We start from the raw sequence: 25,054 nt of genomic DNA on the forward strand, positions 1-25,054 counted from the left end.
TGATCGATTGCCGCTCTGACGCTACCCGCTTCCGCGGCCCCCGCCGCCTCACGGGTCAGCGCGGAGCGTGCGGCCGCCGGGAGCCCCGTCAGCGCAGCATGGCCACCCGGGACGCCCGGCTCAGCCGATCTGAAAGCCGAGCGCCTGGGCCAGCACCACCGCCTGCTCGGCGCTGACGATCGCCCCGGCCCGCTCGACCTCGATCGGGTCAAGGTCGGTGAGGTCGCTGCCGCGCAGGTCGGCGCGGGACAACTTCGCGTGCTGCAATTGCGCCCCGGACAGGTCGACCCCGGTGACCGTCGCACCGCTGAGATCCGCTCGGGTCAGGTCGGCCTCACGCATCCGGACGTCATTGATCCGCGCACCACGCAGATCGGCGCCCGGAAGCGCGACAAATGACCAGTCGCCACCGACGATCGTCAACGGCCGCAGGTCGCACTGGTCGAAGGTGCTGCCGACCAGCTTGCAGCCGGTGAACTCGGCGGCGAAGAAGTTGCAGCGGCGAAAGACGCAGCGCGTGAAGGCCGTGTTGACGTGTCGGGAGGCGTTGAAGCTGACGTTGCCGAACGTGCACCCGGTGAAGTGCGCGCCCCGGGTGGTCGCCTCGGTGAGGTCGACCCGCTCGAAATGGCAGCCGACGTAGTGCCGGTCGGCGACCTCCTCGCCATACCAGTCCTCGTCGCGTAGGGCTTCCCCATCATGCTGATCCGGCATCGCGCCAGGCTACTCATCGACACCGACAACAACGGCCGGCCGATGCCGGCACAGCGCCAGCCGGTCGAGATCAGCGTTCCCCGGGCGGTGGCCGGGCGGCGTCCCTAGCCTGAGGGCGTGGGCAACATCGTCGTCTTCGGGGCGGGCGGAACCGCAGGATCCCTGATCACCCAGGAGGCGTTCCACCGCGGGCACCGGGTCACCGCTGCGGTACGCCGACCAGAGGCCACCTCGTACCTACCGGCCGGCGTGCAGGTGGTAACCGGGGACGCGACCAGCGAGCGGAGCGTACGGGAGTTGGCCCCGGAGGCGGACGCGCTGGTGGTGGCGATCGGTGGCGGGGAACGCAGCCTCTGGCTCGACGCGGCACGGACGCTGGTCAGCGCGGTACGCGAGACACCGAACCGGCCCCGGATCATCCACCTGGGTGGCGGGGCCACGCTCTGCACCCCGGGCGGCGGCCGGTTCCTGGACGAGCCCGACTTTCCCCGGGAGTACCGGGACGCGGCGCTGGGCCAGGCCGACGCCCTGGCGTACTACCGGTCCGCGGCCGACGGGGTGTGCTGGACATACGTGTCACCACCGCCGCTGGAGTTCCACCCCGGCGCCCGGACCGGGCACTACCGCACCGGCGGGGACCACCCGGTGACCGATCACGAGGGCCGGTCGGTCCTCAGCTACCAGGACATGGCCGTGGCGATCGTTCACGAGATCGAGAACCCACGGCACGAGAACACCCGCTTCACCGTCGCCTACTGATCCGATACCGCCGGCCTGCTGGTCGGCGGACGCGGCGGGCGGGCAGGCTGAACGGGCACCCGGGGCCGGACCGGCGGGCGCCAGGCACGGCCGTTGGCGTAGATCACCCGGAAGCCGAGGTACGAGGCGAGCGGCGCCCAGTGCGCCGAGCCCATTCGCAGTTCGGCCGCGTTGTGCCGCTGCCCGTTGGCGAGCACGTCGAGCAGGACGGTCTCGAAGGCGGCGGACTCCACCCAGTCGACCTCCCGGGTGAAGCCACAGACCAGGGCCGCACCGGTAGCGTCCAGGAACGCTCGCAGCACGGCGTCGTTGGCGCGCAGCACCGAGCAGCTGCCGAAGTAGAGGCGCCGCCCCTCGCAGCGACCAGCCATCAGCTCGGCCACGTCGGTGAGGGCCACCGACTCCCAGTCGGTCAGACGCAGCCGGCTGGGCTCCCCATGGGTGGCGAAGAAACCCACCCGGTAGTCGGCGTACTGCTTGAGCAGCCAACGGTCAACGAAGTAGAACAGTTCGTCCCGGGTCGCCGCGTCCTTGTGGATGAACCGGATCCGGCTCAGTCGCTCCAGCAGCTCCAGGGTGGGTAGGACGGAACCGCGCTCATTGAGGTCACGGTGCCACTGGCCCTCGACGCAGAAGACACCACCGCGCGCCACCTGGCACCTCCCCTCGTCGGCGGCGCCGCCGACGTTACCGGCTGGGCGACGGCGGGCCGGGGTATCACCGCTGGTGTGGCGCGACGGGCCGTGGCCCGCGAGGCAGACGTGGTGATCATTCCTGGTGACCGGGTGGCGCTCCGGTGTCGGGGTCGCCGCGGCGACCCCGACACCGGAGTTCAGTGGACAACCACCGGCGTGCTCGGCTCGCCCGGCTGGTCGTCGCGCGACCGCGACCGTTCCCGCCGTCGGGGCAGGAACGCGGCCGGGACGAAGGTGAGCAGCACCAGCGCGAAGGCCACCCAGAACGTGGTGGCGAAGGAGTCGGCGGCGAAGGCGAGCCCACGCTCGATGAGCGTCGGGTCGGGGACCTGCTGGGCCAGCTCTGGCTGCCGCTGGGCGGCGATCGCCAAGCCCGCCTCGGTGACCGGCTCACCGTTCGGACCGGTCAGGCCGGGGACCGGCCGGGATCCGTTCAACTCGTTGGTGAGGATCACCGACATCACCGCCGCGCCGACCGAGCCACCGATCTGCTGGATGATGTTCAGCAGGGTGGAGCCGCGGGCGACCTCCGGCCCGGTCAGCGCCCGCAGCGCCGAGGTCATGATCGGCATCATCGTGCCGCCCATGCCCAGGCCCATGACGAACAACGAGCCGCAGATCAACAGGTACGAGGTCTCTGGGCCGACCTGCGTGAAGGTGAAGAACCCGGCGGCGATCAGCACCAACGCGAACGGCACCGTTCGCCCGACCGGCACCCGGTCGGCGAGCGTCCCGGCGATCGGCATCGTCACCATCGCACCGATGCCCTGGGGCGCGATGAGGAGGCCGGCGTGCAGGGTCGACTCCCCGCGTACCTGCAGGAAGTAGCTCGGGAAGAGCAGACCGGCGCCCATGAACGCGACGATGAACACGAACATCGTCACCGACGCGGTGGTCAGCCTGCGGTTCCGGAACAGCCGCAGGTCGAGAAGCGGGTGCCGGGGCTTGAAGGAGTAGAAGACGAAGGAGACCACGAGCGCGGCACCGAGCAGCATCGGCACCCACACCTCGGGATCGGCGAAGGTGCCTGCGTCGGGCAGCGTGGAGACGCCGTAGAGGAAGAGCGCCAGCCCCGGGGAGAGCATCAGCATGCCGAGGAAGTCGAACGACTCGGACGGCTCCGAAGCGTCCTTCGGAAGGGCCAGCTGCGCGTAGACCAGGGCGAGCAGCCCGATCGGCAGGTTGATCAGGAAGATCCAGTGCCAGCTCGCCACGTCGATCAGCCAGCCGCCGAGGATCGGCCCACCGATCGGACCGAGCAGCATCGGGATGCCCAGGACGGCCATCAACCGACCGATCCGGTGCGGCCCCGCCGCCCGGGTCATGATCGTCATACCGATCGGCATCAGCATGCCGCCGCCGAGGCCCTGCAACACCCGGTACGCGATCAGCTCGCTGATCGTGTCGGCGGTGGCGCAGAGACCGGATCCGATGGTGAACAGGGCCAGGGCGATCATGTAGAGGCGTTTGGTGCCGAACCGGTTGGCCGCCCACCCGCTCAGCGGGATCACCGTGGCCAATGCGAGGGTGTAACCGGTCATCGTCCACGCTACCCGGGCGTAGGACGCGTCGAAGTCACTCTGGAAGGTCGGTAGCGCGACGCTGACCACCGTCACGTCGAGGATCGACATGATCGCGCCGAGCACGACCACGCCCGCCACCTTGAGCACCGCGGCGTCAAGCTTGTCCGATGTCGCGCCCGGCTGGGGGGAGGCGACCGATTGTTGTGTCACGGAATCTCCTGATGTCGGTTCGACCGAAGGGAGGTCGCTGAGGGCACGCCACGGCACCCACCACGGGCGGCGGGTGTCCAGGAAAGAGCGGGACCGGCAGGAAGACTAGCCCTCCCCACCGACAGTCCGCCGTTGATTTAGACACTTGCGGAATCCCGTCGGCAGGTGTTCCTCGTCACGTTGTGGCCGTCCACGCGGCGATGTCGAAAACCCCGCTCCCGCTCCGTCCCACCCACACACCAGGACGACCGAGCGGAGGGAGGGGCCCAGCTGCGCCCGCCCCTCCCGGCAGCCGCGAAAACGCGCACCTGAAGGGAGCGACATGCGAACACTCATCGTGGTCAGTGCTATGTCGATGGAGGGCTTCTACGACGGCCCCGGAAGCGGCGGGACAGCGCCGCTGGAAAACTGTTTCGGCACCTACAGCCCCGAGCGGATCCAGGCCGCCGACACCATACTGCTTCGTGCGAACTCCTACGCGATCTTCTCCAGCTACTGAGCCGGCGTCGCCGAGGACAGCTCCGCCTTCGAGGCCGACCGTGAGTTATCAGAGATCTACAACGTGGTCGACACGGTGGTCGTCTCCGACCACGCCTCCCCGCCACCGGCCGACCACTCCTGGGTGGACCACACCCGCATCATCAGGCGGGCCGACGCCCCCACCGAAATCGCCAAGCTCAAGGAGCAGGACGGCAGGGAGATCGTCACCTGGGCCAGCCGGGCCACCTGGAACGGGCTACTCCAGCACGGCCTGATCGACGATCCACGTGCCTTTCGGCCCAGCCACCCTCGCCCCTGTTCGAACACCCGGTCTCCCTCCGACACCCTGGGCGTACGCATCTTCGACAACTTCGACACCGTCCTGCTCACGTACGGCGTACAGCAACCAGCCGCGCAGCGGTGACCGACCCGGCGACCCGCACCCACGTTTCTCCGGAACCGCAAGACCCGGCCGTGAGTTCCACGACCCTCCGCCGCCACCCAGTCCGCGAACAGCCCAGCGGCTGAGGCGTATCCGGGTGGCGAGCGGGTATCACGGGGCCGGGCCGCGGGTGCCCTGGAAGGTGGTACGGGCGTGGCGAAATATCTCTTCCAAGCGACCTATACCGCGCAGGGATTGGCGGGGCTGGGTGAACAGGGTGGAACGGCACGGGCAGAGGTGGTCCGGGCGCTGATCGAGAACGCCGGCGGGCAGGTGGAGGCGTTGTACTTCGCGATCGGCAAACACGACCTCTTCGTCTCCTGCGAGGTGCCAGACAACATGACCACCGCCGCGCTCGGCCTCGTCGCCCTGGCGACAGGGGGAGTGAGAGCCGAGGTCATCCCGCTGATCACGCCAGAGGAGATCGACGAAGCAGCGCAGACGCCGGTCACCTATCAACCGCCGGGTCAGGCGTGAGTCACCCGGTCAGTCGGTAGGCCGAGCATGCCGCGCACCCGGTGACGGAGTAGTAGCACGTACTGCTGGACGCCGCGCCGTAGCGGCCCGGCGGCAGTGAGGTCAACAGCATGCTGGGACACTGGCACCGGACTACGACACATTCGTCGCACGGTCCGGGCGTCCGCCGCCCCGGCCTCCCGTCGCGCCCCACCCGGCGCGGTCGCGGTCGGACTCCCACCGGCTGGACCGACTGTGCTGACCGGCCGAAGGCGACCGGTCGTTCCAGCGGTGCGGACCGCAGTGCCGCCCGCATTTGGCGTCCCGCCCGTCCCCGGAGCGGTGTGACGGCTCGGAGCGGTGCGACGGCTCGGAGCGGTGCGACGGCTCGGCACGATGCGACGGCTCGGCACGATGCGACGGCTCGGACCGGTGCGGTGCCGGTGGATCATCGGGGGTTGGCGCGGGGCGCACCGCCACGGCGGATGGCGGTACCACGGTGGGTAGCGACTGCGGCGACGCGGGGAGCACCGGGCGGCTGCTCGGTGCGGGGCTGGCTGGGCCAGCCGGGCCGGCGGCGTCGCTGGGTTCGGACCGGTCACGCCCCGCCATCGGCGCGGCCGGTGGCAGCGCCACCGAGGCGGTGACAACGACAGCAGCCACCACCGAGGCGGCGACGGCCGCGACGGCGCTGACGCACCGGCGGTTACTCAGCCGGGCCCGGATCGGGGCCTGCTCCGGCCGAGCGACTGGGGGCGCCGTCGGCCGGGTGCGCTGGTGCTTGGCGACCAGTTCATCCAGGCAGGCGGCGACCGCGTCTCGGTTGCCGAGGCCGTCGGCGAAGGCGAGCGTGAGGTGGAACCGGAAGGTCAGGGTCACCGGACGCGACACCAATATCCCGGTCACCGAGGACCCGTTGACGGTGGGGAGCAGGGTCAGCGGCGAACTGTGATGGTGGGCCGGCGCGACCAACTCCTCGAACCACCAGTCCCGTTGTCGGTTCCGGCCGAGGAAGATCACACGCCGGTCGGTCACCACTCCGCTGCCGGCCTCCACCGCCCGGATCTCCGGCGGCAGTGGACGCGGCGGCTTGTCGGTACCGGCCAGGTCCACCGCCAGCCCGGGCACGGGTAGTCGGCCGATGTTCCCGGTAACCGCCTCGACCAGCTCCACGGCCGGGAAGACGCGATGGACCACCTCACCGGGGCAGAGTCGCACCGGCACGCTCCCCGGCGAGCCAGATCCACGCAGGCCAACCTCGACCCGGAGCCGGGTCAGCTCGTCGGCACGGCGGCGCCACGCATCTTCCTCGGCCACGTGAACACGCCGTCGCCGGTCGTTCTCCCGGTCAGCCCACCGGGACCGCCAGGGTGGTCGGGGGCCACGTACGAGGCGGGGTGAGGTCGCCGTCACGTACGGAACAACGTTTCACATCCGGGATTGGATACGGTCCTCCTACTGGCGAGTACGGCCTCGGCAGATAGGCGGGACAGCCCCCTGAAAGGGGGCTCATCCTGACTGTGGGCTCAGTACCCGGACAGTGCGCCGGACGCCGCCGTGTTGGCCGCAGGCGCGCGGACTGCCGCCAGCGAGACTGACCGAGCTGTTCCCACACTGCACCAGATACCCACGGCCGGCCCAGAATCCGGGCACGCAGTCGAACCAGTCACACACCTCGGCGGCGGGCTTCCGGATCGGGTCACCGGCGCAGAAGCCGTACCCCAGCGGGTTGGTCGAGGCGCCGCACAGGTCTGGTGTCGCGTTCGGCGTCGGTGCTGGCGGCCCAGCCATGGTGGCAGCCGCACTGGCGGCCGTGGCAGCGGCAGCAGAGGTGGAAGCTCTCGCCGAGGTGCTTGCGGTAGCCGAGGCGGCTGCGGCTGGTGGTTCCGGCGCCTTCCCGGCCGTCGCCGCCGCCACCTCCGTCCGGATCGCCTCGGACGGGGCGGACGGGGCGGAGGCGATCAACGCCGCCGGGACCAACAGGGCGACCCCGGCGGCGACCGCCATCGTCCGCGCACCACCGAGGACGAACCCGGTCAGCCGCGCCTGCGCGGGCGTGAGGATCGCGGGGCGACGCGGCTTGCCCTGAGCGTGCTCGGCGAGGGCCTCGTCGAGTTGGGCGAGCACCGCCTCCCGCTGCTCGATGGCGTCCGCGAAGGCCACACTCAGCTTGAACCGGAAGTCGGCCGCCGCGTCCGACGGCAGCAGCAGGCCGGAGGCGCGCCGCCGGTCAAGCACCTGGATCAGCGTCACCGGCGCGCGGGGGTCGTGGGCCAGACCGGTCATCTTCCCGTACGCCCAGTCTCGCCGGCCGCGCCCACCGAGCAGGACCAGCCGACGGTTGGTGATCACGGCGATGCCGGTGTCGGCGATCCGCACGCTGTCCGGGCACCGCTTGCGCAGCGGACCGGGTTGCAGGGCGACCGTCAGCTCGGGTGCGGGGAGCACCACCGCCCGCCGCACCTCGACCAGCTGGGCGGCGGGCAGCACCCAGCAGACCGTCTCTCCCGGGCCGAGTTCGATCGGAAGCCCGGCACCCGCGGCGGCCGAGCCACCGAACTCCTCGGCGAGGGTCCGCAGGCGTCGCAGCTCCTCGTCCCGCCGCCGCCACGCCCCGTCGGCCTCGCGGAACACCCGCTGCCGCCGTTCGTTCTGCCGGTACGCCCACTGGTACCGCCACGTCGAACCCGTCGAGTCAGTCATCGCCACGCCGACCCCTCCGCCGCGTAGGCCACCATTCGGGGTGTCACCAGGCATAACTCCGGTGCAACCCCGCGAGGGACGGCTACCGGCGAGCAAAGTGTCCGATCGACGGAGTGATTCAGACGATAGGCGGACCTGCCAGATCAGGGTGTCTCGACGGCAGAGATCTCGTATCGAAAGATCTTCGCGTCCCGAATCGCCACCTGCTGCTCCTCGGTCGGGCCGGCACCGCGAAAGGTCAGCAGCTGCTCCTCGGTCTCCCAACGTTCGTAGACGTTGATCCGGCCGGGCTCGACCAGGTCCCCGCTGATCGTGAAGTCGAGACAGCCGGACGCGCCCCGCGCAGCCGTCACGACCTCAAGGCACCCGGCGAGGTAGTTTTCTCGATCCTCCGGGTCGACATACATGCTTCCGGCGACGATGAGCACCTGCCGGGCCTCCCACACTCGTGATCCACTGGCGAGATCCCACCCACGCGTCTTCGGCGGTCGTAGGCGGGCGGAAATCTCACCAGACAGCCTACGACCGTCGAAGCCCGCGCTCCGCCCCCTCGCTCAAGCCGAGCCGATCGCGTGGGCGTTGATCGCGGCGGACCAGCACCGCGACGGTCAGCGCGGCGAGCGCCGCCGCACCAGCCATCGCCCAGAGCACGGTCCGCAGCCCGCTGGTGAAGCCGGGATCGGCGAGCCGACCCGCGGTGGTGCTCGCCAGCACCGCCCCGACGACCGCGATGGCGACGGTCTCACTCGCCAACCGCGCCGTGTTGATCATCCCGGCGCCGGTGCCAGCCCGATGCGGCGGGACGCTAGCGATGGCGAGCGCGTCGAGCAGCCCGACGGACAACCCGACGCCGGTACCGATAACAAGCAGCGGGCCGGCCAGGTCAGCCGGGCCGCTGGTCGGGGCGATCACCGTCGCCCACGCCGCCCCCGAGGCGACCGCCAGGACGGCGACGACGATCACCGTCGACGCCGACACCCACCGGGTCAGCGCCCCGGCGAGCAGCGGCAACGCCACCGTCGGTGCGGTCAGCAGAACCAGGGTCAGGCCGGCGGAGCTGGGCGTCAGCCCCACCACCGTGGTGAGGTACGACGGCAGGTACACCAGCAGCGGCACCAGGACCGAGACGACGGTGGCCGCCGCCAGACAGATGCCGACGAAACGCGGGGTGGCTAAGAGGTTCAGGTCGAACATCGGCTCGGGGTGGGATCGCTCCACCCGGACGAAGACCACGAGCAGAGCCACCGTCGCCGCGAAAGCGGCAACGATCCTCGGGTCGTCCCAGCCGTACGCCGGCCCCTGCACGAAGCCAAAGATCAACAGCAGTAGTGCGGCGGTGAAGGAGACGATCCCGCCCCAGTCGAGCCGGCCCGCGTGCGGTTGACGCGACTCCGGCAGCCACGGAACCGACAGCAGCACCGCCACCGCCACCAACGCGGGCACGGCGAACACCGCCCGCCACCCCAGAGAGTCGATCAGCAGCCCCGCGGTCGTCGGGCCGAAAGCCAGGCCAGCGCCGATGGCCATACCAAAGGCACTGAACGCGCGCATCCGAGCCCGCCCCTGAAAGGTGTTGGCCAGCAACGCCCCCGCGCTGGTCGCGGCGGCAGCCGCACCGACACCGGCGAGTGCGCGCAGCACATTCAGCAGGAGGACGTCGGCGGCGGTGCTCGCGAGCAACCCCGCCCCGGCGGAGATCGCAAGCCCGATGGCGTAGACCCGCCGCCGACCGAAAAGGTCGGCCAGGGCACCCGTGGCGAGCATGAAGCTGGCGAAGGTGGCGTTGTAGCCGTTGACCACCCACTGCGCCCCGGCCAGGTCCGTGTCGAGATCACGCCCGATCTCGGGCAACGCCACCGAGGCCCCGGTCAGCGAGAGCGGCAACGCGAAGGTCGACACCAGGACGGCGACCAACACGACGACGCGTCGGTTCTGCACAGCTCCCCCATTCCGTTCGAGCCGCTCCAGGCTAGTGGCCGCGGTCCGGGCAGCCACAGGCCCGGGGGGCCCGAGCGGGTACGGGGAAGGTGCCGGCGGTCGCCCTACGACGACCGCCGCCAGCACCGGAGTCAGGGCAGCCAGTCCGGCCGCAGCGGGTAACTCGTCACCCCCTCAGCGCTGGTCCGCGTCGCCAGCACCTGGTGTAGCTGGATGGCGTTACGCTCGAACGACATCCGGGATCCGGCCATGTACAAACCCCAGACCCGGGCGGTTCCCGCGCCCACCTCGCCGATGCAGAAGTCCCAGTTCGCCACGAGGTTGCGGCACCAGGCCGCGAGCGTCAACGCGTAGTGGCGGCGCAGGTTCTCCTCGTGCTGCACCTCCAAACCCACGTCGTGGATCTCGGAGAGCACCCGCCCCGGCCCGGCCAACTCGCCATCCGGAAAGACATACCGGTCGATGAACGCGCCGGAGCGGTGCGGCGCGCGGTTGTCGGCGCGGGTGATGCAGTGGTTGAGCAACCGGCCGTCGGGCCGCAGCCGATCCCGGAGCGAGCCGAAGTACTCCGGATAGTTGCGCACCCCGATATGTTCGGTCAATCCGATCGAGGACACCACGTCGAACTGCTCCCGCGGCGTGTCCCGGTAGTCGAGGTACCGCACCTCGGCCAGCCCGGTCAGCCCCTCCCGCTCGATCGCGGCCTGCGCCCACTCGGCCTGCGCTCTGGACAGGGTCACCCCGAGCGCCTGGACGCCGTACTCGCGGGCCACGTGCCGGACCATGCCGCCCCACCCGCAGCCCACATCCAGCAGCCGCATCCCGGACCTGACCGCGAGCTTCTGCGCCACCAGGTCGTACTTGGCCGCCTGCGCCGTCTCCAGCGAGTCCTGCGGCGAGCGGAACAGCGCGCAGGTGTACGTCATCGACTCCCCGAGCACCTTCTCGTAGAAGGCGTTCGACACGTCGTAGTGGTGCGAGATCGCGCTGCTGTCCCGGATCCGGGAGTGGCGCAGCCCGCCCAACACCCGCTTCCACCGGGGCACCGCCTCCTGGGGCGGAGGTGGCGGCGGCAGCAGCCGCTCCCAACCCAGGCCCCGGACCAGGGCCAGGGCCTCGGGCACCGGCGGGATCCGCAACCGCACCTCGTCCTTGAGGACCCGCAGCGCCTCGTACGGATCACCCGGATGCACCCCGGACAGGCCAAGGTCGCCGCTGACATACGCCCGGGCCATCCCCAGGTCACCCGGGGCAGTCAGCAGGTAGGACAGGCCGCGCGGGGAGCGGATGGCGAGGGTGATGCCGGCGTCGGCCGGGCCGACGGAGCTACCGTCGTACCCGGTGATCCGTACCGGTAGGGGCTCGGTGGTCAGCGCCCGGATGACATCGGCCAGGGTTCGGGCCTGACCGCGGCCCACCCGTGGCGGGGTCGCGGGGACGCTCGCCGCCTGCTGCTGTCGATCGATCAGACTCATGCTCGTGCTACCGCCTTCTCGTACAGTCCGGTTAGCCGGTGAGCCGGGTCGTAGCGGTCCTTGACCGCCCGCCAGGTGTCGCCGCCGTAGAGCCGGTCGAACACCTCCCGGTCGTAGTACGCGTCGGAGTAGAGCGACTTGTGCCCGCCAAGCTCCGACACCCTGCGTTCGATCGCCCGGTTCATGTCGCCGTCGGCGGCACCCCCGGCGATCGGCACGCTTCCCCAGAACCCAATATTCACGTAGTTCTGCCCCGGCCGCAGCGGATACAGCGGCCACGACCGGGCCGATCCCGGCCCGGTTGGTTCCCGCAGCCGCAACGGGCAGAGCCAGACCGGGGTCATCCGCACGGCGGTGGCGAACCAGCGCAGGAACTCGGCGGCGCGCTCCAGGGGGATCTCCACGTCCTGCACCACCCGTTCGCGCGCCGGCTGACCGCGCCAGCGGTCGATCCGGGCGGCCACCTGATGCCGGTGCTCCAACCGGACCAGCCGGTGGTAGACATCGCTGCGCCGCCAGCGCGCCGGCCAGATCCGGCGCAGCACCGGGTGCTGCGCCCCGAACGCCGCGGAGCACCAGAACCAGTCGGTGTCCCAGCGCCACAGGTAGTCGTGCCCGGTCAGCGCATCCTGGGTGTGTTGCTGCAACGACCGGTAGTAGATCTCCTGACCGGTGTAGTCGCTGACCGGCCCGGCGTCGTCGGTGAAGGTGGCGAGCACCAGGTACGCCTCATCCGGGCTGAACATCACCCCGTCCATCGCGTCCACCGCCACGCCGGCCCAGGAGCGGGTGGCGATGACCTCGGCGATCGCGTCGGCAAGCTCCTCCAGCCGGTTGAACCGCACATTGTGCAGCGCGACCTGCCGGCCGATCGGTTGTAACTCGATCCGCAGCCGGGTCGCGTAGCCGAGGCTGCCCAACGAGTTGGGGAAGGTGGCGAACAGGTCGGCGTGTTCCCCCTCCGGCCGAGCGGTGATGATCTCCCCGGCCCCGGTGAGCACGTCCAGCTCGGTCACCGACTCGTGCGGCAGCCCGTTGCGGAACGACGTGGACTCGATCCCCAGGCCGGTGACCGCCCCGCCGAGGGTGATGGTGCGTAACTGCGGCACCACCAGCGGCATCAGCCCGTGCGGCAGGGTCGCGTCAACCAGGTCCTCGTACGTGCACATGCCCTGTACGTCAGCGGTGCGGGCCACCGGGTCAACGTGGAGGACACCGTCGAGGCCACTGACATCAAGGCCCGGCGCGCGGAGTGCCGCGCGCGGGCGAAACAGGTTGGAGGTGTGTTTGGCGAGCCGAACCGGCTGTCCCGGCCGCACCGCCGCGTACGAGCGCCGGAGCTGGACCACCGCCTGATCATGATCACGCACGGCATTCATGAGATCACTTTACGCCCAGGCGGGGTCCAGACAATGGATGTCCACGGTGGCCGATCCGGACGTGTCAACCCGGGCCGGATGGGCCCGATCGGCGCAGCGACGCGGCGACGACCCCCGGCAGCGGTGGCAGTTCGGCTGACCGGCTACCCGGCTACCCGGCTACCCGGCTACCCGAAGCATTCTGAGCTGGGCCTGGTGTTTGGGGAGGTGGACCCGGGCGTGCAGGTCCAACACCCGCCCCCAGGGCAGCGGGCCGTCCACGTCGAGGTCGTAGCCCTCCCGCAGGTGAGTGTCGACCGGTGTGCCGGCCGCCGGGCCGAGCCGGTCAACCAGGGCCACCAGCCGCCCACTGGTGGTGCGCAACCGGGCATCCAGCCCGTCGAGACCACCGAGCTCGGCGACCAGTGCATCGACCTGGGGCCGGTGCACCGTCTCGAGGTCGTAGTAGGCGAACGGCGAGCCGGCGAGGACCGCCTCGGTCGCCTCGATCATCAGCTCGTCGTTCGCGACGAGATGGGCGACGATCTGCGCAGCGTCGAGCTGCCCCTGCGGCGCCGGGCCGAAACCGCCCGCGGCCACCTCCGCGAGCAACTCGTCGTAGGCCCGCCCCAGCCCTGCGCTGTCCACGCCTGCCAGTCAAACCCGCGACGCGCCGGTCCGCGTCACGTTCCAGCTCGGTGTTCACCCGGACGGGTGGTCGACGGCAGTTGGGCCGAGCCGGGCGAGCGCGGCGTCGAGGGCGACGCGCTGCGCCGCCGCGGAGTAGGTGGCCGGGTCGATGGCGGTCAGCGTGTTCAGCCCCTCGGCCAGGGCGACCAGCCCGGTGGCGGCGGACGCGCAGTCCGCCGCGGGCCAGTCGGGCCGGACCGCGGCGACCAATCCCCGAACCCGATCAACGAACCGGCGGTTGTAGCCGCGGTGCAGCTCGGCCAGGACCGGGTCGGCCAAAGCGGCGGCCAGGAACCCCACCCACACCCGCGCCTCCTCCTGGCGCTCCGTGGTCGGGGCGGCGGCGTGGAGCAGCACGGCGCGCAGCGCCGCGCTGGGCGTGTCGGCGGCGGCCTGTACGGCGTCGGCCCGCTGTCCGGTGCGCTGGTGAAGCAGCTCGCGCGCGTGCACCAGCAGGGCCTGCTTGTCGGCGAAGGTGTGCAGCACCATCCCGGTGGTGCAGCCGGCCCGCTCTGCGACGGCACGCAGGGTGAGACCGGGCAGGCCGCGTTCGGCGAGCACTGACCAGGTGGCCGCCGACAGGCGTTGCCGCTGGTCAACCCGGTCACGTCGGCTGGCCATCCACCCTCCCCGGTACGCTCCATCCGGCAGGCCCCGCGTCCTCTGCGCCGGCCCCCACTCTCGTAGCGTACGTTACGGTAACGCATGTTACGAACCAGGAGGGCACGTGATCTCCGTCCACCCCGAACCGTGGGAGTCCACCGACAGCACCCGGCTGCGCGCCGCGCAGCGCGCCGAGTTGGACGCGCGCTACCGCAGCGACGACCACGAGCCCGGCGCCCCACCCACCGCCGACAGCGTCCCCGTCTTCCTCGTCGCCCGCGACCACGACGGCACCGCGCTCGGCTGCGGTGGCCTCCGCTTCCTCTCCACCGAATCCGCCGAGATCAAACGGATGTACGTCGAGCCGAGCGCCCGCGGCACCGGCGTCGCGACCGCCATCCTGCAAGCCCTGGAGGACGCCGCCCGCACCGCCGGCGTACGGACCCTGCTGCTGGAGACCGGCCCCGCCCAACCCGACGCGATCCGCTTCTACGAACGCGAGGGCTACCACCGCATCGCGAACTTCGGCCCGTACCAGGACGAGTCACTCTCCGTCTGCTACGCCCGCGAACTGGCCTGACCCGGTCGGCAGCTACTCTCATGATCGTGACGTACCAGGCCGCCGACACCCGCTACGACCAGATGACCTACCGGCGCAGCGGGGCCAGCGGGCTCCGCCTGCCGGCGATCTCGCTCGGCCTGTGGCACAACTTCGGGCCCGATCGTCCCTTCGATCGGCAGCGGGACATCGTTCGCCGGGCCTTCGACCTCGGGGTCACCCACTTCGACCTCGCCAACAACTACGGCCCACCGCCGGGGGCGGCCGAGGAGAACTTCGGCCGGATGCTCGCCACGGACCTGAAGCCCTACCGCGATGAGTTGGTGATCTCCAGCAAAGCCGGCTACCTGATGTGGCCCGGCCCGTACGGCGAGTGGGGATCCCGCAAGTACCTCGTCGCCTCGCTGGACCAGTCGCTCCGCCGCCTGGGGCTGGACTACGTCGACATCTTCTACAGCCACCGGTACGACCCGGACACCCCGCTGGAGGAGACGATGGGCGCCCTCGCCGCCGTCGTCCGGGCCGGCAAGGCGCTCTACGTCGGCGTCTCCAACTACACCTCCGAACAGACCCGGCGGGCCGCGGCCATCCTGCGCGACCTGGGCACCCCGCTGCTGATCAACCAGCCGTCATACTCGATGCTGAACCGCTGGACCGAGGAGGACGGCCTGCTCGACACGCTCGCGGATGTCGGCGCCGGCTGCATCTCCTTCAGCCCACTGGCGCAGGGCCTGCTCACCGACCGCTACCTCGACGGAATCCCAGCCGGCTCCCGGGTCCGCACCAGCATCCACCTGTCCGAACAGGACGTGAGCCCGGAACGGCTGGTCACCATCCGCCGACTCGCCGCCATCGCCCACCGTCGCGACCAGTCCCTCGCACAGCTCGCACTCGCCTGGGCTCTACGCGACCCCCGGATGACCAGCCTGATCATCGGCGCCAGCAGCGTCTCCCAACTCGAGGCCAACCTCGCCACGCTGGACAACCTCGAGCTGACCACCGAGGAACTGGCCGAAGTCGACCGCCAACTCGACTGACACCGGCCCGTGGTCTCCAACACGTTTCCCCCTCTCCACGATCGCGGAAGCTAACCTGCCGCATTGCCTGAGACCGTCAGTGTCATGCACGAGAACAACGCACTCACCCCGTTCCGCATCGACATCTCACCGGCCGACCTCGACGACCTGCGTAACCGGCTGGCCCACACCCGCTGGCCCAACCCGGTGCCCGGCCGTGACGACCGCACCGACTTCAGCCGCGGCATCCCGCTGGCATACCTGAAGGAACTCGCCGAGTACTGGCACGACGGGTTCGACTGGCGCGCGCAGGAGGCGAAACTCAACGAGCACGAACAGGTCACCACGGTCGTCAACGGTCAGACGTTCCACATCGTCCACGTTCGATCGACGAACCCGCACGCCACCCCGCTGGTCCTGAACCACGGCTGGCCCGGCTCGTTCGTCGAGTACCAGCAGCTCATTCCGCTGCTGACCGACGAGTTCCACGTGGTCATCCCGTCGCTGCCCGGCTTCGGCTTCTCCACCCCGCTGTCCGGGACCGGCTGGGAGTTGGCGCAGACCGCGAAGGCCTATGCCGAGATCATGACCCGCCTGGGCTACGAGAGGTTCGCCGCCCACGGCACCGACATCGGTTCGGGCACCACCGGCCGCCTCGCCGCCGACTACCCGGAGCGGGTCATCGGCACGCACCTCGGCTTCGACCCCCTCCTGCTCGGGTTGGTCGGCGACAAGTTCCCCTACCCCGAGGGCCTCGCCGAAGACGAAATCGCCCAGATCGAGGCGGCACGCACCGAGGGCTCAGCCGATCGCGGGTACCTCCTGATGCACAACCACCGCCCCGACACCATCGGCGCGGCCCTCACCGACTCGCCGGTCGGTCAGCTCGCGTGGATCGCCGAAAAGTTCAAGACCAGAACCAACGGCAGCTACCAGACCCCGGACGAGTCGGTCGACCGCGACCAACTCCTCACCAACATCAGCCTCTACTGGTTCACCCGCAGCGGCGAATCAAGCGCACAGTTCTACTACGAGGCCGAACACTCCGACCTCGACCTGGTCATGGCCACCCACGTACCGACCGGATGGGCCGTGTTCAACACCCACCCACTCCTACGCCGCGCGATGGACCCGGGGAAGGCAATCAGCCACTGGAGCGAATTCCCCGAAGGCGGCCACTTCCCCGCAATGGATGCCACCGAGCTACTCGCCAACGACATCCACACCTTCTTTCGCAGCATCTCCTAACCCCGCGGGTCAACGGCAACCCCACGTCACGGCCCGCAGGCCAAATAGCCCACCCAACGCCCAACCCAGTCCGGTACGTGCTCGTCCGAGCAAAGCCGGATGCCGCGAGGATGGCCCGGCGCCAGCCGGGCCATCCCGCTACCCTGACGAGGCTGCTTGGGGTCACGTTCGGCGACGAGATCGTGGCCCCACCCATGCCCCACGGGTACCGGCGCTCGATCGACGACTGGTCCAGCCGGCTCGAGCCAGATAGCGGAAGCGAAAGGGGCTTGTGCTAGGGTCGCGCCCGTGGTAAGCCTCGATGTCATCACCGAACGGTCGGATCCGGCCGTGCAGCGGATCAGCGACGTCGTCAAACATTCGCGATCTGTCGTCCGCACCGTTCTCATCGAGGATGCCGAGCCGCTCGTGGAGTGCATGCGGGCGGGGTTGGACTTCGTCGAGGTCTACGGAGTCGAGAGCAGTCCCTTCCCCGACGAGGTGCTCGCCGCGTGCCGGCAGCGGAACATCCCCGTTCGCCTGGTGGCGGGCCCGATCATGAACAGCCTGTTCAAGGCCGACAAGAAGCCCAAGGTGTTCGGTGTGGCACGCACGCCGCGGCCGTGGAGCTTCAACGACCTGTCCCGGACAACCGGTGACATCATCGTCCTGGACGGCGTGAAGATCGTCGGCAACATCGGCGCTATCGTGCGCACCTCCTTCGCGCTCGGTGCCGCCGGCATCGTGCTCGTGGACAGCGACCTGGCCACCGTCGCGGACCGACGCCTCGTCCGGGCCAGCCGCGGCTACGTCTTCTCCCTGCCGATCGTGCTCGCGTCCCGGGCCGAGGCGGTCGACCACTTCCAGCACAGCAGAGTCCCGCTGATCGCCTTCGACACGGACGGCGATCTGGCGGTCAGCAATCTACGCGACGCCGACGAGCCGCTCGCCCTCCTGCTCGGGGCCGAGAAGACGGGCACGTCGCGGTCGTTCGAGAGCATCGCCAGCAGCACCGTGTCGATCCCCCTCAACCCGGACGCGGAGTCGCTGAACGTCTCGGTCTGCGCCGGGATCGCCCTGTACGAGCGGTCCTCCTGGAACCTCCCCGCACGAAGCCGCTCGCCACGCCCTGCGGGGGACAGCCGGCGAGGCATCGCCAGGCACAGCGGCCGACCCGTCCGGTCGGGACACCGAGGCCGCCCCGGCCGGTAACCGGCGAGCGGCCCCGCCATGATCCGTAATTCGGCGGTCTGCCCTCGAACGCACGGCCGACGCCACGAACAACTCGATGGCGCTGTCTCCTTCGGCGACCCGCTTCGCGAACTCGGAAACAATCATTGACGTCGGTGGGAAGGCGACCATCTCGATCGCACGGGCCGCCGACAGAACGTGCCTCCTGTACGGGGAGCCTCGATGGCACCGGCGTCGCCGAGGACCTCGAATCCAGTCGACACTCGCCAATTTGATCCCGAGGTCAGCACGCTGACAGCATCGTGGGCGTGACGTGGAATATCGGGGTGTTGACCGTCGCGGACCTTCCGCAGTGCCTCGCTTTGGCACAGGAGCGGGGGTGGCCTGCCGAGGAAGGAAAGTGGCGTCTGCTGTTCGAACTGGGCACCGTGTGGGGTGCCCGGGATGACAGTGGGGATGTGGTCGGCACGGCGATCGTGACCCGTTATGGGACCTCGCTAGCGGTACTCAGCATGGTGCTGGTCGCCTCGCGACACGGCGGCCAGGGACTGGGCCGACAGCTCGTGACCCAGGCCCTGGCGACAACCCGCACGCGGACAGCAGCACTGTTCGCGACCGAAGCGGGCCGTCCCTTGTACGAGAAGTTCGGTTTCACTGCCGTCGAGGATTTGCACACATACGTCGGAAGCGTCCCCGGCCATGCGACGGCGTGCTCCCGGCCGGCCACGCCGGAGGATGTCCCAGCGATCGCGGCACTCGACGCCGCGATCGTGGGCGCCCCGCGCGGGGAGCTGGTGCAACGGCTATTGTCGTTCGCCACCCGACTGCACGTGGTGGAGCTCGACGACGACATTGTCGGGTATGGCGCGGCGTGGCGGAACCTCGGCCAGCTGATGATCGGGCCGGTGGTGGCGGCGGATCGTCGGGCTGCGGCGACGCTGATTGGTGATCTTGCCCATGGTTCGGGAGGGTCCGTTCGGGTCGATCTGCTCGATCACGAAAGAGAGTTGCGTGACTGGGTGGAGAGCGCCGGAGCCACGCTGCGAGGCAGCACCACGCTGATGGTCTCCGGATCGTCAGCGTTTCCGGGAGATCGCGGCCGATGGTTCAGCCCAGTGATGCAGGCGCTCGCCTAGTGTCCTGAGTCGTTAATTCGGCGGCAGATAGTAGGCTGTCGGTATGGCTGGTCGTCCGCGTGGTGTGGTGGAACTGACTGATGACGAGCGTGCGTGTCTGAGCCGGTGGGCGCGGCGGGGTAAGTCGTCGCAGGCGTTGGTGCTGCGGTCGAAGATCGTGTTGTTGTGCGCCGACGGCCTGGTGAACACGCACGTCGCGCAGCGGCTTGGGGTGTCGCGGGACATGGTAGGCAAGTGGCGTAGTCGGTTCCTGGCGCGTCGGTTGGAGGGCCTTGTTGACGAGCCTCGGCCCGGGGCGCCTCGTCGGATCAGCGACGACCGGGTCGAGGAGGTGATCGTCAAAACCCTCGAACAGCAGCCGGCCAATCAGGACAGTCACTGGTCGACCCGGTCTATGGCGCGCGAGACCGGGCTGTCACAGACGGCGGTGTCGCGGATCTGGCGGGCATTCGGTCTCAAGCCGCATCTGGTCGACACCTGGAAGTTGTCGGCTGACCCGATGTTCGTGGAGAAGGTCCGTGACGTGGTGGGCCTGTACCTGGATCCGCCGGTCAAGGCGATGGTGCTGTGCGTCGACGAGAAATCGCAGATGCAGGCCTTGGAGCGGACCCGGCCGATGCTGCCGATGATGCCCACCGTCCCCGCGCGGCAGACCCACGACTACGTCCGTCACGGCGTGGCCAGCCTGTTCGCCGCGTTCGACCCGGCAACAGGCAAGGTCATCGGCCAGTTGCACCGCCGGCACCGCCATCAGGAGTTCCTGAAGTTCCTGAAGGTCATCGACGCCAACACCCCCGCCGACGTGGACCTGCACCTGGTGCTGGACAACTACGCCACCCACAAGACCCCGGCCGTGCACCGCTGGCTGGCCGCGCACCCCCGCTTCCACCTGCACTTCACCCCGACATCAGCATCCTGGCTCAACCTCGTAGAGCGCTGGTTCGCCGAACTGACCAACCGCAAACTCCGCCGGTCAAGCCACCGCAGCCTCGCCGACCTCGAAACCGACGTACAGACCTGGATCGAGGCATGGAACACCGACCCGAAACCGTTCGTCTGGACCAGAACCGCAGACGAGATCCTCAACAGCCTCGCCACATACTGTGGTCGAACTAACGACTCAGGACACTAGGTTCTTTCTTGCGAATCTTGGTGGTCGAGGGTGGCCTGGAAGCTGGTCGCGAGCTTGCTGTCCCCTATGGATGCCAAGCGGTCGATGTCCGGCTGTCGGGCTGAGGTGTCCGGGCGATGAGGTCGTAGGGCTCGCGCGCGACGTGGCGTTGGGACGCGTATCGCGAGGCGGCTGGCTGGCCGAAGGAGGGAAACTTCCATTCTCTACGCCACTCCTTCGCCACCACGTTGATGAGCGACGGCGTCGAGCCCCAGGAGGTGCAGAAGGCGCTCCGGCATGCCGACCTGCGAATCACCTTGGAGACCTACGTGCACTGGCTGCCGAAGAAGGACCAGCCGCGTGGCCTGGTCGGTGACCTCCTGCGGAACTCCGGCAGTGCCGGGCAGAGTAGCTACCGAGCCCAAGATCGGAGTTAGGTTGCGACCTGGCTGTGCCCGATGATCTTCAGCTTGCGTTTTCGCAGCTCAGGAGTGGCTTGGAGTGGCCGGAGGTACCACCATACGAACCACAGTGCGACGATTGTCGGTGATCCGCTTCCACTCAGGATGGTCGGTCCAAGGGCGTCAGGCCGATGATCCTCGGGCGGCCGCCGTCAGGACGCGGCGAGCAGTCGGATCTCGCAGCGGATACCGCTGGCCTTGGCGAGCCGACCATCACCGGTCACGAGTGGGCAGGCCATCAACTCCGCCGCCGCGACGTAAGCCGCGTCGTACGCCGTGACATTGCCCCGCATCTGCCACATCCGGTCCACCAGCATCGCGACGCCAACCTCGTCGATGGCCAACGAAGGCAGGGTGTCGATCGCCTCCTGAGCCCGGGCAAGGCCGAGCTTCCCACCGAGGACCTTGCCTCTGATCACGGACATGACCTCGACCAGAAGATGACTCGGCGCGGCCCAGTGCGGATCTCCGGTCAGTTCCGCCCGCGCCGCGTCCCCGGCCGGCCCATCATCGACCAGAGCGTCGGCCAGAACTGACGCATCCACGACGATCACGCGGCGCTTCCCCACGGTCCGCGCTGCTCCCGCTGGTCGTTCAACTCTGCGGCGCTCTCCCCCAGCAGAGAGCGAGCACCGTCGGATCGGCCGGCGAAGCGATCAAGGGCCGCCGTGTTGCGCAGCCGTCGAGCCTGCGTCTCCACCAGTTCCAGCAGGTATGCCTGGAGTGACTGCCCGCGCGCCCTGGCCTGGGCTGCCAGGGCGTCTCGCACTTCTTCCGGCACGTCCCGAATCTGGAGAGCAACCATGCATTCATTATGCATGCAGCATCGCTCGCTCGTCAGGAAAGACTCGGACCCTCGATCAACTGGTTCGCATGACGACTGCGGTACGGCCAAGAGCCGCAGGTCCGAGAAGTGTGTGGGCCGGAGGTACCACCATGCGAACCACTTCGCCACGATCACCGGCGATCCGCTCCGCTACGCCCACGCCGCTCCTGAGCCTAATCAACAGTTCAAAGTCAGACATCGGAGCATCTGACGAGCAGCACGGGCAGGCGTGTACATGCTCGACCGTGTCGTGGACGACGCCGAGGAAGTGGTGGTCACTCGCCACTGCCGGGAGGCCGCGGTCATCATCTCGCTGCGCGAGTACGAGTCGCTGAAGGAGACGGCCTACCTGATGGCCAGCCCCGCCAACGCGCGCCGCCAAAATGAAGCCGTCGAAGAGCTACGTAACGACGGCGGGGACGCACGACCTGACCGACCCCGACCCCAGTTCAGGCGAGGCCTCGGCGGCGTGAAAGTCCAGTTCGCCGGACGAGGCTGGGAAGCCTATCTGACCTGGCAACGAGATCGCCAGATGCTCAGCCGAGTGAACGCCTTGATCGAGGACATCCGATGCAACCTGACTTGGGCCAAGATCGGTTGATTCGGTGGTTGGTAGGCCTGTGACCTGCGGTGGCGTGTCGGGAGGCATGCACTAAACGGGGTCGGTTCTATCGTGGGTGGTCGTGGCGTACGTGCGGACGGTGAAGACGGCGTCCGGGGCGCGGGCGGTGCAGATCGTGCACTCCCAGCACCGCGGGTCGCGGGACATCGAGCACTGTCAGGATTCAAGTGGCTGGTCTGGGACTGGCTGGTCAGACTGGCTTCGGGTCTGCTGCACCAGTAGGTGACATCTGAGTTGGCTTGCCCTGTGGGCGGGCTGGAAGGATGTCGCTGTGCCCAAGCCCTACCCCCGAGAGTTCCGTGATGACGTCGTGCGGGTGGCCCGTGACCGCGAGCCAGGCGTGACGGTCGAGCAGATCGCGAAGGACTTCGGGGTCCACCCGATGACGTTGTTCAAGTGGCTGCGTCAGGCCGACATCAACGCCGGCGCGAAGCCCGGCACGCCCAGTGGCGAGTCAGCCGAGCTGCGCGAGGCCCGCAAACGGATCCGCTTGCTGGAGCAGGAGAACGAGGTCCTGCGTCGGGCCGCGGCGTATCTGTCGCAGGCGCATCTGCCGGGAAAAGGCTCTACCCGCTCGTGAGCGAGCTGGCCGCCGACGGGATCCCCGTCGCGGTGACGTGCCGGGTATTGAACATCGCTCGTCAGCCCTACTATCGGTGGCTCGGCCGGCCCGTCGGTGACGCCGAACTCGTCGCCGCTCATCGCGCGAATGCCCTGGTCGATGCCCACCGCGATGACCCGGAGTTCGGGTACCGGTTCCTGGTCGATGAGGCCCGCGCCGCCGGACAGGCGATGGCGGAGCGCACCGGGTGGAAGATCTGCTCGGACAATGGCTGGTGGAGCGCCTTCGGTAAGCGCAAGAAGCGCGGCAAGGGTGGCAAGGTCGGTCCACCGGTTCACGACGACCTCGTGCAACGGGACTTCACCGCCGACGGCCCGAACCGGTTGTGGCTGGCCGACATCACCGAACACCGCACCGGCGAGGGCAAGCTCTACTTGTGCGCGATCAAGGACGTGTGGTCGAGGCGGATCGTCGGCTACTCCATCGACTCACGGATGAAGTCCCGGCTGGCCGTCAACGCGTTGCACAACGCTGTAGCCCGACGCGGCCGGGTGGCCGGCTGCGTGCTGCACACCGACCGTGGGTCGCAGTTTCGCAGCCGAAAATTCGTCCACGCCCTGCACCAGCATCACCTGACCTGAGTTGTAGCGTTCTGGCGATCTTGTGATCACGGGTGCCGCTGACCTCGGCGTTTGCCGGCGGATTGGCGCCGATGTGGTCACTAACGCGGCTTGGCGGCGTGGGTAGTCTCGCGGGGTGGGCGCTTTCGTGCGGCGGGTGAAGACCGCCTCCGGAGCGACCGCGGTCCAGATCGTGCACAAGCGAGGCCGGCGGGTGCTGAGCATCGAGCACATCGGCTCGGCCCATACCGACGACGAGTTGGCGCTGCTGCTGCAGGTCGCTGAGGAACGCCTGCATGGTGGGCAGTTTGCCCTGGACCTGGACGGCGTCGGCACCGGTGCGGGCGGGGCGTCGGCGGTGGTCGAGGGCACGTCCTCGCTGATCTTGTGGGATGTCCTGAACAGCCTCTACGACGACCTCGGCCTGGATCGCCTCGGCGATGAGGCGTTTCGGGCGTTGGTTCTGGGCCGGGTGATCGAGCCGACCAGCAAGGCCGACACCGTGCGTGTGTTGACCGAGATCGGGATCGCCTCGCCGCATCGGGTGACGTTCATGCGCTGCCTCAAGCGGGTGGTCGAGCGGGACTACCGGGCCGTGATCGCGCAGGCCTGTCACCGGCACGCCACCCGCGGCGGCGGGCTGGCGGTCGTGCTCTACGACGTGACCACCCTGCACTTCGAGGTCGAACGCGAAGACCAGCTGCGCAAGGTCGGGATGAGCAAGGAACGCCGCGTCGACCCGCAGGTCACCGTCGGGCTGCTCACCACCGCCAACGGGTTCCCGCTGGAGATAGACCTGTTCGCCGGCAACAAAGCCGAGACCAAAACCCTGATCCCGGTGCTGACCCGATTCCGCGACCGCCACCAGGCCGACGACCTGGTCGTGGTGGCCGACGCCGGGATGCTGTCCGCGGCCAACCTGCTGGCCTTGGAAGACAACGGATTCCGGTTCATCGTCGGCTCCAAGACCAGCAAAATCCCCTACGAACTTGAGGCCCACGTCGAGCGGCACGGCAACCACCTGCCCGACGGCGCGACGATCGAGACCACCCGGCGCATGGGCACCGGGACCAAGGCCCGCGACCGGCGGGTGGTCTACCAGTACACGTTCACACGAGCCCAGCACGACAACCGCGCGATCAACGCCATGGTCGAACGCGCCGAAAAGGTCGCCGCTGGCGAACGACCGCTGAAGAAGGACCGCTTCGTCACCTTCACCGACAGCACCACCAGCGTGAACTGGGACCTCGTCGAACGCGCCCGATCCCTGATCGGGATCAAGGGCTACGTCACCAACATCGACCCCACCGTGATGGACGGTGCGGCCGTCGTGGCCGCCTACCACGACCTCTACCAGGTCGAACGTTCCTTCCGGATGACCAAGTCCGACCTGGCCGCACGACCGGTCTTCCACCGCCTCGAAGACAGCATCCAGGCCCACCTGACCGTCGTGCTCGCCGCCCTGGCCATCTCCCGCGAAGCCCAAGCACGCTCCGGGCTGAGTATCAACAAGATCCTCAAGACCCTGCGGCCCCTCCGCTCAGCCACCGTCACCATCGGCACCCAGCAAGTGACCGCCCAGCCACGCATCACCGCCGAGACCCGAACCCTCCTGACCACCCTCGGCTGGAGTGGTCACTAAATCGCTACAACTCAGGCCTGACCGGATCGATGGGC

At 69.1% G+C, this 25,054-nt stretch carries 24 protein-coding genes and 4 pseudogenes; 14 read left to right on the top strand and 14 right to left on the bottom strand.

Annotated features, from left to right (window positions below; genetic code table 11):
* Positions 1-120 precede the first annotated feature (120 nt).
* On the bottom strand, positions 121-714 hold the full coding sequence (locus tag SALPAC6_RS0113570; protein WP_018253948.1) for a pentapeptide repeat-containing protein: 594 nt from the start codon (positions 712-714) through the stop codon (positions 121-123).
* Between the two features lie 117 nt (positions 715-831).
* Between SALPAC6_RS0113570 and SALPAC6_RS0113580 the strand changes: the two genes are divergently transcribed.
* Complete coding sequence (locus SALPAC6_RS0113580) at positions 832-1,473, top strand: NAD(P)-dependent oxidoreductase (RefSeq protein WP_018253950.1); 642 nt, start codon at positions 832-834, stop codon at positions 1,471-1,473.
* Here SALPAC6_RS0113580 and SALPAC6_RS0113585 read toward each other — a convergent pair.
* Together SALPAC6_RS0113585 and SALPAC6_RS0113590 are read right to left on the bottom strand one after the other, a co-directional pair.
* A complete protein-coding gene (locus tag SALPAC6_RS0113585) occupies positions 1,467-2,126 on the bottom strand; it encodes a DUF6642 family protein (RefSeq protein ID WP_018253951.1) in 660 nt (219 codons plus the stop codon). The two genes, SALPAC6_RS0113580 and SALPAC6_RS0113585, sit on opposite strands and share 7 nt — an antisense overlap.
* Before the next feature lie 179 nt (positions 2,127-2,305).
* On the bottom strand, positions 2,306-3,901 hold the full coding sequence (locus SALPAC6_RS0113590) for a DHA2 family efflux MFS transporter permease subunit (RefSeq protein WP_018253952.1): 1,596 nt from the start codon (positions 3,899-3,901) through the stop codon (positions 2,306-2,308).
* A 322-nt stretch (positions 3,902-4,223) separates the two neighbouring features.
* Between SALPAC6_RS0113590 and SALPAC6_RS29040 the strand changes: the two are divergent.
* Positions 4,224-4,805, top strand: a pseudogene (locus SALPAC6_RS29040) (dihydrofolate reductase family protein).
* A 171-nt stretch (positions 4,806-4,976) separates the two neighbouring features.
* Positions 4,977-5,300, top strand: a complete 324-nt coding sequence (locus SALPAC6_RS0113600; RefSeq protein WP_018253955.1) for a GYD domain-containing protein — start codon at positions 4,977-4,979, stop codon at positions 5,298-5,300.
* On the opposite strand, the gene SALPAC6_RS30770 is transcribed toward SALPAC6_RS0113600, so the two are convergent.
* The 9 genes from SALPAC6_RS30770 to SALPAC6_RS0113640 form a co-directional block, all read right to left on the bottom strand.
* A complete protein-coding gene (locus SALPAC6_RS30770) occupies positions 5,291-5,422 on the bottom strand; it encodes a hypothetical protein (RefSeq protein ID WP_263404714.1) in 132 nt (43 codons plus the stop codon). The genes SALPAC6_RS0113600 and SALPAC6_RS30770 overlap by 10 nt on opposite strands.
* A gap of 10 nt (positions 5,423-5,432) precedes the next feature.
* Entirely contained in the window at positions 5,433-6,692 is a 1,260-nt protein-coding gene (locus SALPAC6_RS0113605) for a hypothetical protein (RefSeq protein WP_026189650.1), read from the bottom strand.
* Positions 6,693-6,788: 96 nt separating this feature from the next.
* A complete protein-coding gene (locus SALPAC6_RS0113610; RefSeq protein ID WP_018253957.1) occupies positions 6,789-7,988 on the bottom strand; it encodes a hypothetical protein in 1,200 nt (399 codons plus the stop codon).
* Positions 7,989-8,125: 137 nt separating this feature from the next.
* On the bottom strand, positions 8,126-8,428 hold the full coding sequence (locus tag SALPAC6_RS0113615) for a putative quinol monooxygenase (RefSeq protein WP_018253958.1): 303 nt from the start codon (positions 8,426-8,428) through the stop codon (positions 8,126-8,128).
* Positions 8,429-8,501: 73 nt separating this feature from the next.
* On the bottom strand, positions 8,502-9,920 hold the full coding sequence (locus tag SALPAC6_RS0113620; RefSeq protein WP_018253959.1) for an MFS transporter: 1,419 nt from the start codon (positions 9,918-9,920) through the stop codon (positions 8,502-8,504).
* Between the two features lie 131 nt (positions 9,921-10,051).
* Positions 10,052-11,395 (bottom strand): SAM-dependent methyltransferase, encoded by a 1,344-nt coding sequence (locus SALPAC6_RS0113625; protein ID WP_018253960.1) that lies wholly within the window; start codon positions 11,393-11,395, stop codon positions 10,052-10,054.
* The gene (locus tag SALPAC6_RS0113630; RefSeq protein WP_018253961.1) at positions 11,392-12,774 is read right to left on the bottom strand and encodes an FAD-binding oxidoreductase; all 1,383 of its coding nucleotides are present in this window, start codon (positions 12,772-12,774) and stop codon (positions 11,392-11,394) included. The genes SALPAC6_RS0113625 and SALPAC6_RS0113630 overlap by 4 nt, the downstream gene beginning before the upstream one ends.
* 159 nt (positions 12,775-12,933) lie before the next feature.
* Positions 12,934-13,401 carry a hypothetical protein gene (locus tag SALPAC6_RS0113635; protein WP_018253962.1) on the bottom strand — a complete coding sequence of 156 codons (468 nt, stop codon included), beginning with the start codon at positions 13,399-13,401 and terminating at the stop codon, positions 12,934-12,936.
* A 54-nt stretch (positions 13,402-13,455) separates the two neighbouring features.
* Positions 13,456-14,064 (bottom strand): TetR/AcrR family transcriptional regulator, encoded by a 609-nt coding sequence (locus SALPAC6_RS0113640; protein WP_018253963.1) that lies wholly within the window; start codon positions 14,062-14,064, stop codon positions 13,456-13,458.
* A gap of 106 nt (positions 14,065-14,170) precedes the next feature.
* On the opposite strand from SALPAC6_RS0113640, the gene SALPAC6_RS0113645 reads away from it, so the two are divergent.
* From SALPAC6_RS0113645 to SALPAC6_RS25955, 7 genes and pseudogenes are all read left to right on the top strand, one after another.
* Positions 14,171-14,626 (top strand): GNAT family N-acetyltransferase, encoded by a 456-nt coding sequence (locus SALPAC6_RS0113645; protein ID WP_018253964.1) that lies wholly within the window; start codon positions 14,171-14,173, stop codon positions 14,624-14,626.
* Between the two features lie 20 nt (positions 14,627-14,646).
* Positions 14,647-15,642 carry an L-glyceraldehyde 3-phosphate reductase gene (gene mgrA / locus SALPAC6_RS0113650; RefSeq protein ID WP_018253965.1) on the top strand — a complete coding sequence of 332 codons (996 nt, stop codon included), beginning with the start codon at positions 14,647-14,649 and terminating at the stop codon, positions 15,640-15,642.
* Positions 15,643-15,726: 84 nt separating this feature from the next.
* Complete coding sequence (locus SALPAC6_RS0113655; RefSeq protein WP_018253966.1) at positions 15,727-16,869, top strand: epoxide hydrolase family protein; 1,143 nt, start codon at positions 15,727-15,729, stop codon at positions 16,867-16,869.
* A gap of 288 nt (positions 16,870-17,157) precedes the next feature.
* Entirely contained in the window at positions 17,158-18,060 is a 903-nt protein-coding gene (nshR, locus tag SALPAC6_RS0113665; RefSeq protein WP_018253968.1) for an NshR/TsnR family 23S rRNA methyltransferase, read from the top strand.
* A 305-nt stretch (positions 18,061-18,365) separates the two neighbouring features.
* A complete protein-coding gene (locus tag SALPAC6_RS0113670; RefSeq protein WP_018253969.1) occupies positions 18,366-19,175 on the top strand; it encodes a GNAT family N-acetyltransferase in 810 nt (269 codons plus the stop codon).
* A gap of 43 nt (positions 19,176-19,218) precedes the next feature.
* Positions 19,219-20,307 carry an IS630 family transposase gene (locus tag SALPAC6_RS0113675; RefSeq protein WP_026189651.1) on the top strand — a complete coding sequence of 363 codons (1,089 nt, stop codon included), beginning with the start codon at positions 19,219-19,221 and terminating at the stop codon, positions 20,305-20,307.
* A 158-nt stretch (positions 20,308-20,465) separates the two neighbouring features.
* A pseudogene (locus tag SALPAC6_RS25955) lies at positions 20,466-20,723 on the top strand (tyrosine-type recombinase/integrase); the annotation flags it as partial.
* A 176-nt stretch (positions 20,724-20,899) separates the two neighbouring features.
* On the opposite strand, the gene SALPAC6_RS0113685 reads toward SALPAC6_RS25955, so the two are convergent.
* On the bottom strand, positions 20,900-21,316 hold the full coding sequence (locus SALPAC6_RS0113685; RefSeq protein ID WP_026189652.1) for a type II toxin-antitoxin system VapC family toxin: 417 nt from the start codon (positions 21,314-21,316) through the stop codon (positions 20,900-20,902).
* Positions 21,298-21,552 (bottom strand): FitA-like ribbon-helix-helix domain-containing protein, encoded by a 255-nt coding sequence (locus SALPAC6_RS0113690; protein ID WP_018253973.1) that lies wholly within the window; start codon positions 21,550-21,552, stop codon positions 21,298-21,300. Before SALPAC6_RS0113690 ends, SALPAC6_RS0113685 begins: the two co-directional genes overlap by 19 nt.
* 256 nt (positions 21,553-21,808) lie before the next feature.
* Here SALPAC6_RS0113690 and SALPAC6_RS25960 point away from each other — a divergent pair.
* From SALPAC6_RS25960 to SALPAC6_RS0113710, 4 genes and pseudogenes are all read left to right on the top strand, one after another.
* Positions 21,809-22,046 (top strand): annotated as a pseudogene (locus SALPAC6_RS25960) (type II toxin-antitoxin system Phd/YefM family antitoxin).
* Positions 22,047-22,466: 420 nt separating this feature from the next.
* Complete coding sequence (locus SALPAC6_RS31395) at positions 22,467-22,775, top strand: IS3 family transposase (RefSeq protein WP_018253975.1); 309 nt, start codon at positions 22,467-22,469, stop codon at positions 22,773-22,775.
* A gap of 305 nt (positions 22,776-23,080) precedes the next feature.
* A pseudogene (locus SALPAC6_RS31400) lies at positions 23,081-23,392 on the top strand (DDE-type integrase/transposase/recombinase); the annotation flags it as partial.
* A gap of 121 nt (positions 23,393-23,513) precedes the next feature.
* Positions 23,514-25,019: an IS1634 family transposase gene (locus tag SALPAC6_RS0113710; protein ID WP_018253977.1), complete on the top strand. Its 1,506-nt coding sequence runs from the start codon at positions 23,514-23,516 to the stop codon at positions 25,017-25,019.
* Positions 25,020-25,054: the final 35 nt, after the last annotated feature.

It is taken from the genome of Salinispora mooreana, assembly GCF_000379065.1.
Taxonomy (GTDB): Bacteria; Actinomycetota; Actinomycetes; order Mycobacteriales; family Micromonosporaceae; genus Micromonospora; species Micromonospora mooreana.

Bases quoted from the DNA above. Each gene is read 5' to 3' on its own strand.
- SALPAC6_RS0113570 (WP_018253948.1), bottom strand. From the start codon at position 714: ATGCCGGATCAGCATGATGGGGAAGCCCTACGCGACGAGGACTGGTAT.
- SALPAC6_RS0113625 (WP_018253960.1), bottom strand. From the start codon at position 11,395: ATGAGTCTGATCGATCGACAGCAGCAGGCGGCGAGCGTCCCCGCGACC.
- SALPAC6_RS0113630 (WP_018253961.1), bottom strand. From the start codon at position 12,774: ATGAATGCCGTGCGTGATCATGATCAGGCGGTGGTCCAGCTCCGGCGC.
- SALPAC6_RS0113640 (WP_018253963.1), bottom strand. From the start codon at position 14,064: ATGGCCAGCCGACGTGACCGGGTTGACCAGCGGCAACGCCTGTCGGCG.
- mgrA (WP_018253965.1), top strand. From the start codon at position 14,647: ATGATCGTGACGTACCAGGCCGCCGACACCCGCTACGACCAGATGACC.
- SALPAC6_RS0113655 (WP_018253966.1), top strand. From the start codon at position 15,727: ATGCACGAGAACAACGCACTCACCCCGTTCCGCATCGACATCTCACCG.
- SALPAC6_RS0113675 (WP_026189651.1), top strand. From the start codon at position 19,219: ATGGCTGGTCGTCCGCGTGGTGTGGTGGAACTGACTGATGACGAGCGT.
- SALPAC6_RS0113690 (WP_018253973.1), bottom strand. From the start codon at position 21,552: ATGGTTGCTCTCCAGATTCGGGACGTGCCGGAAGAAGTGCGAGACGCC.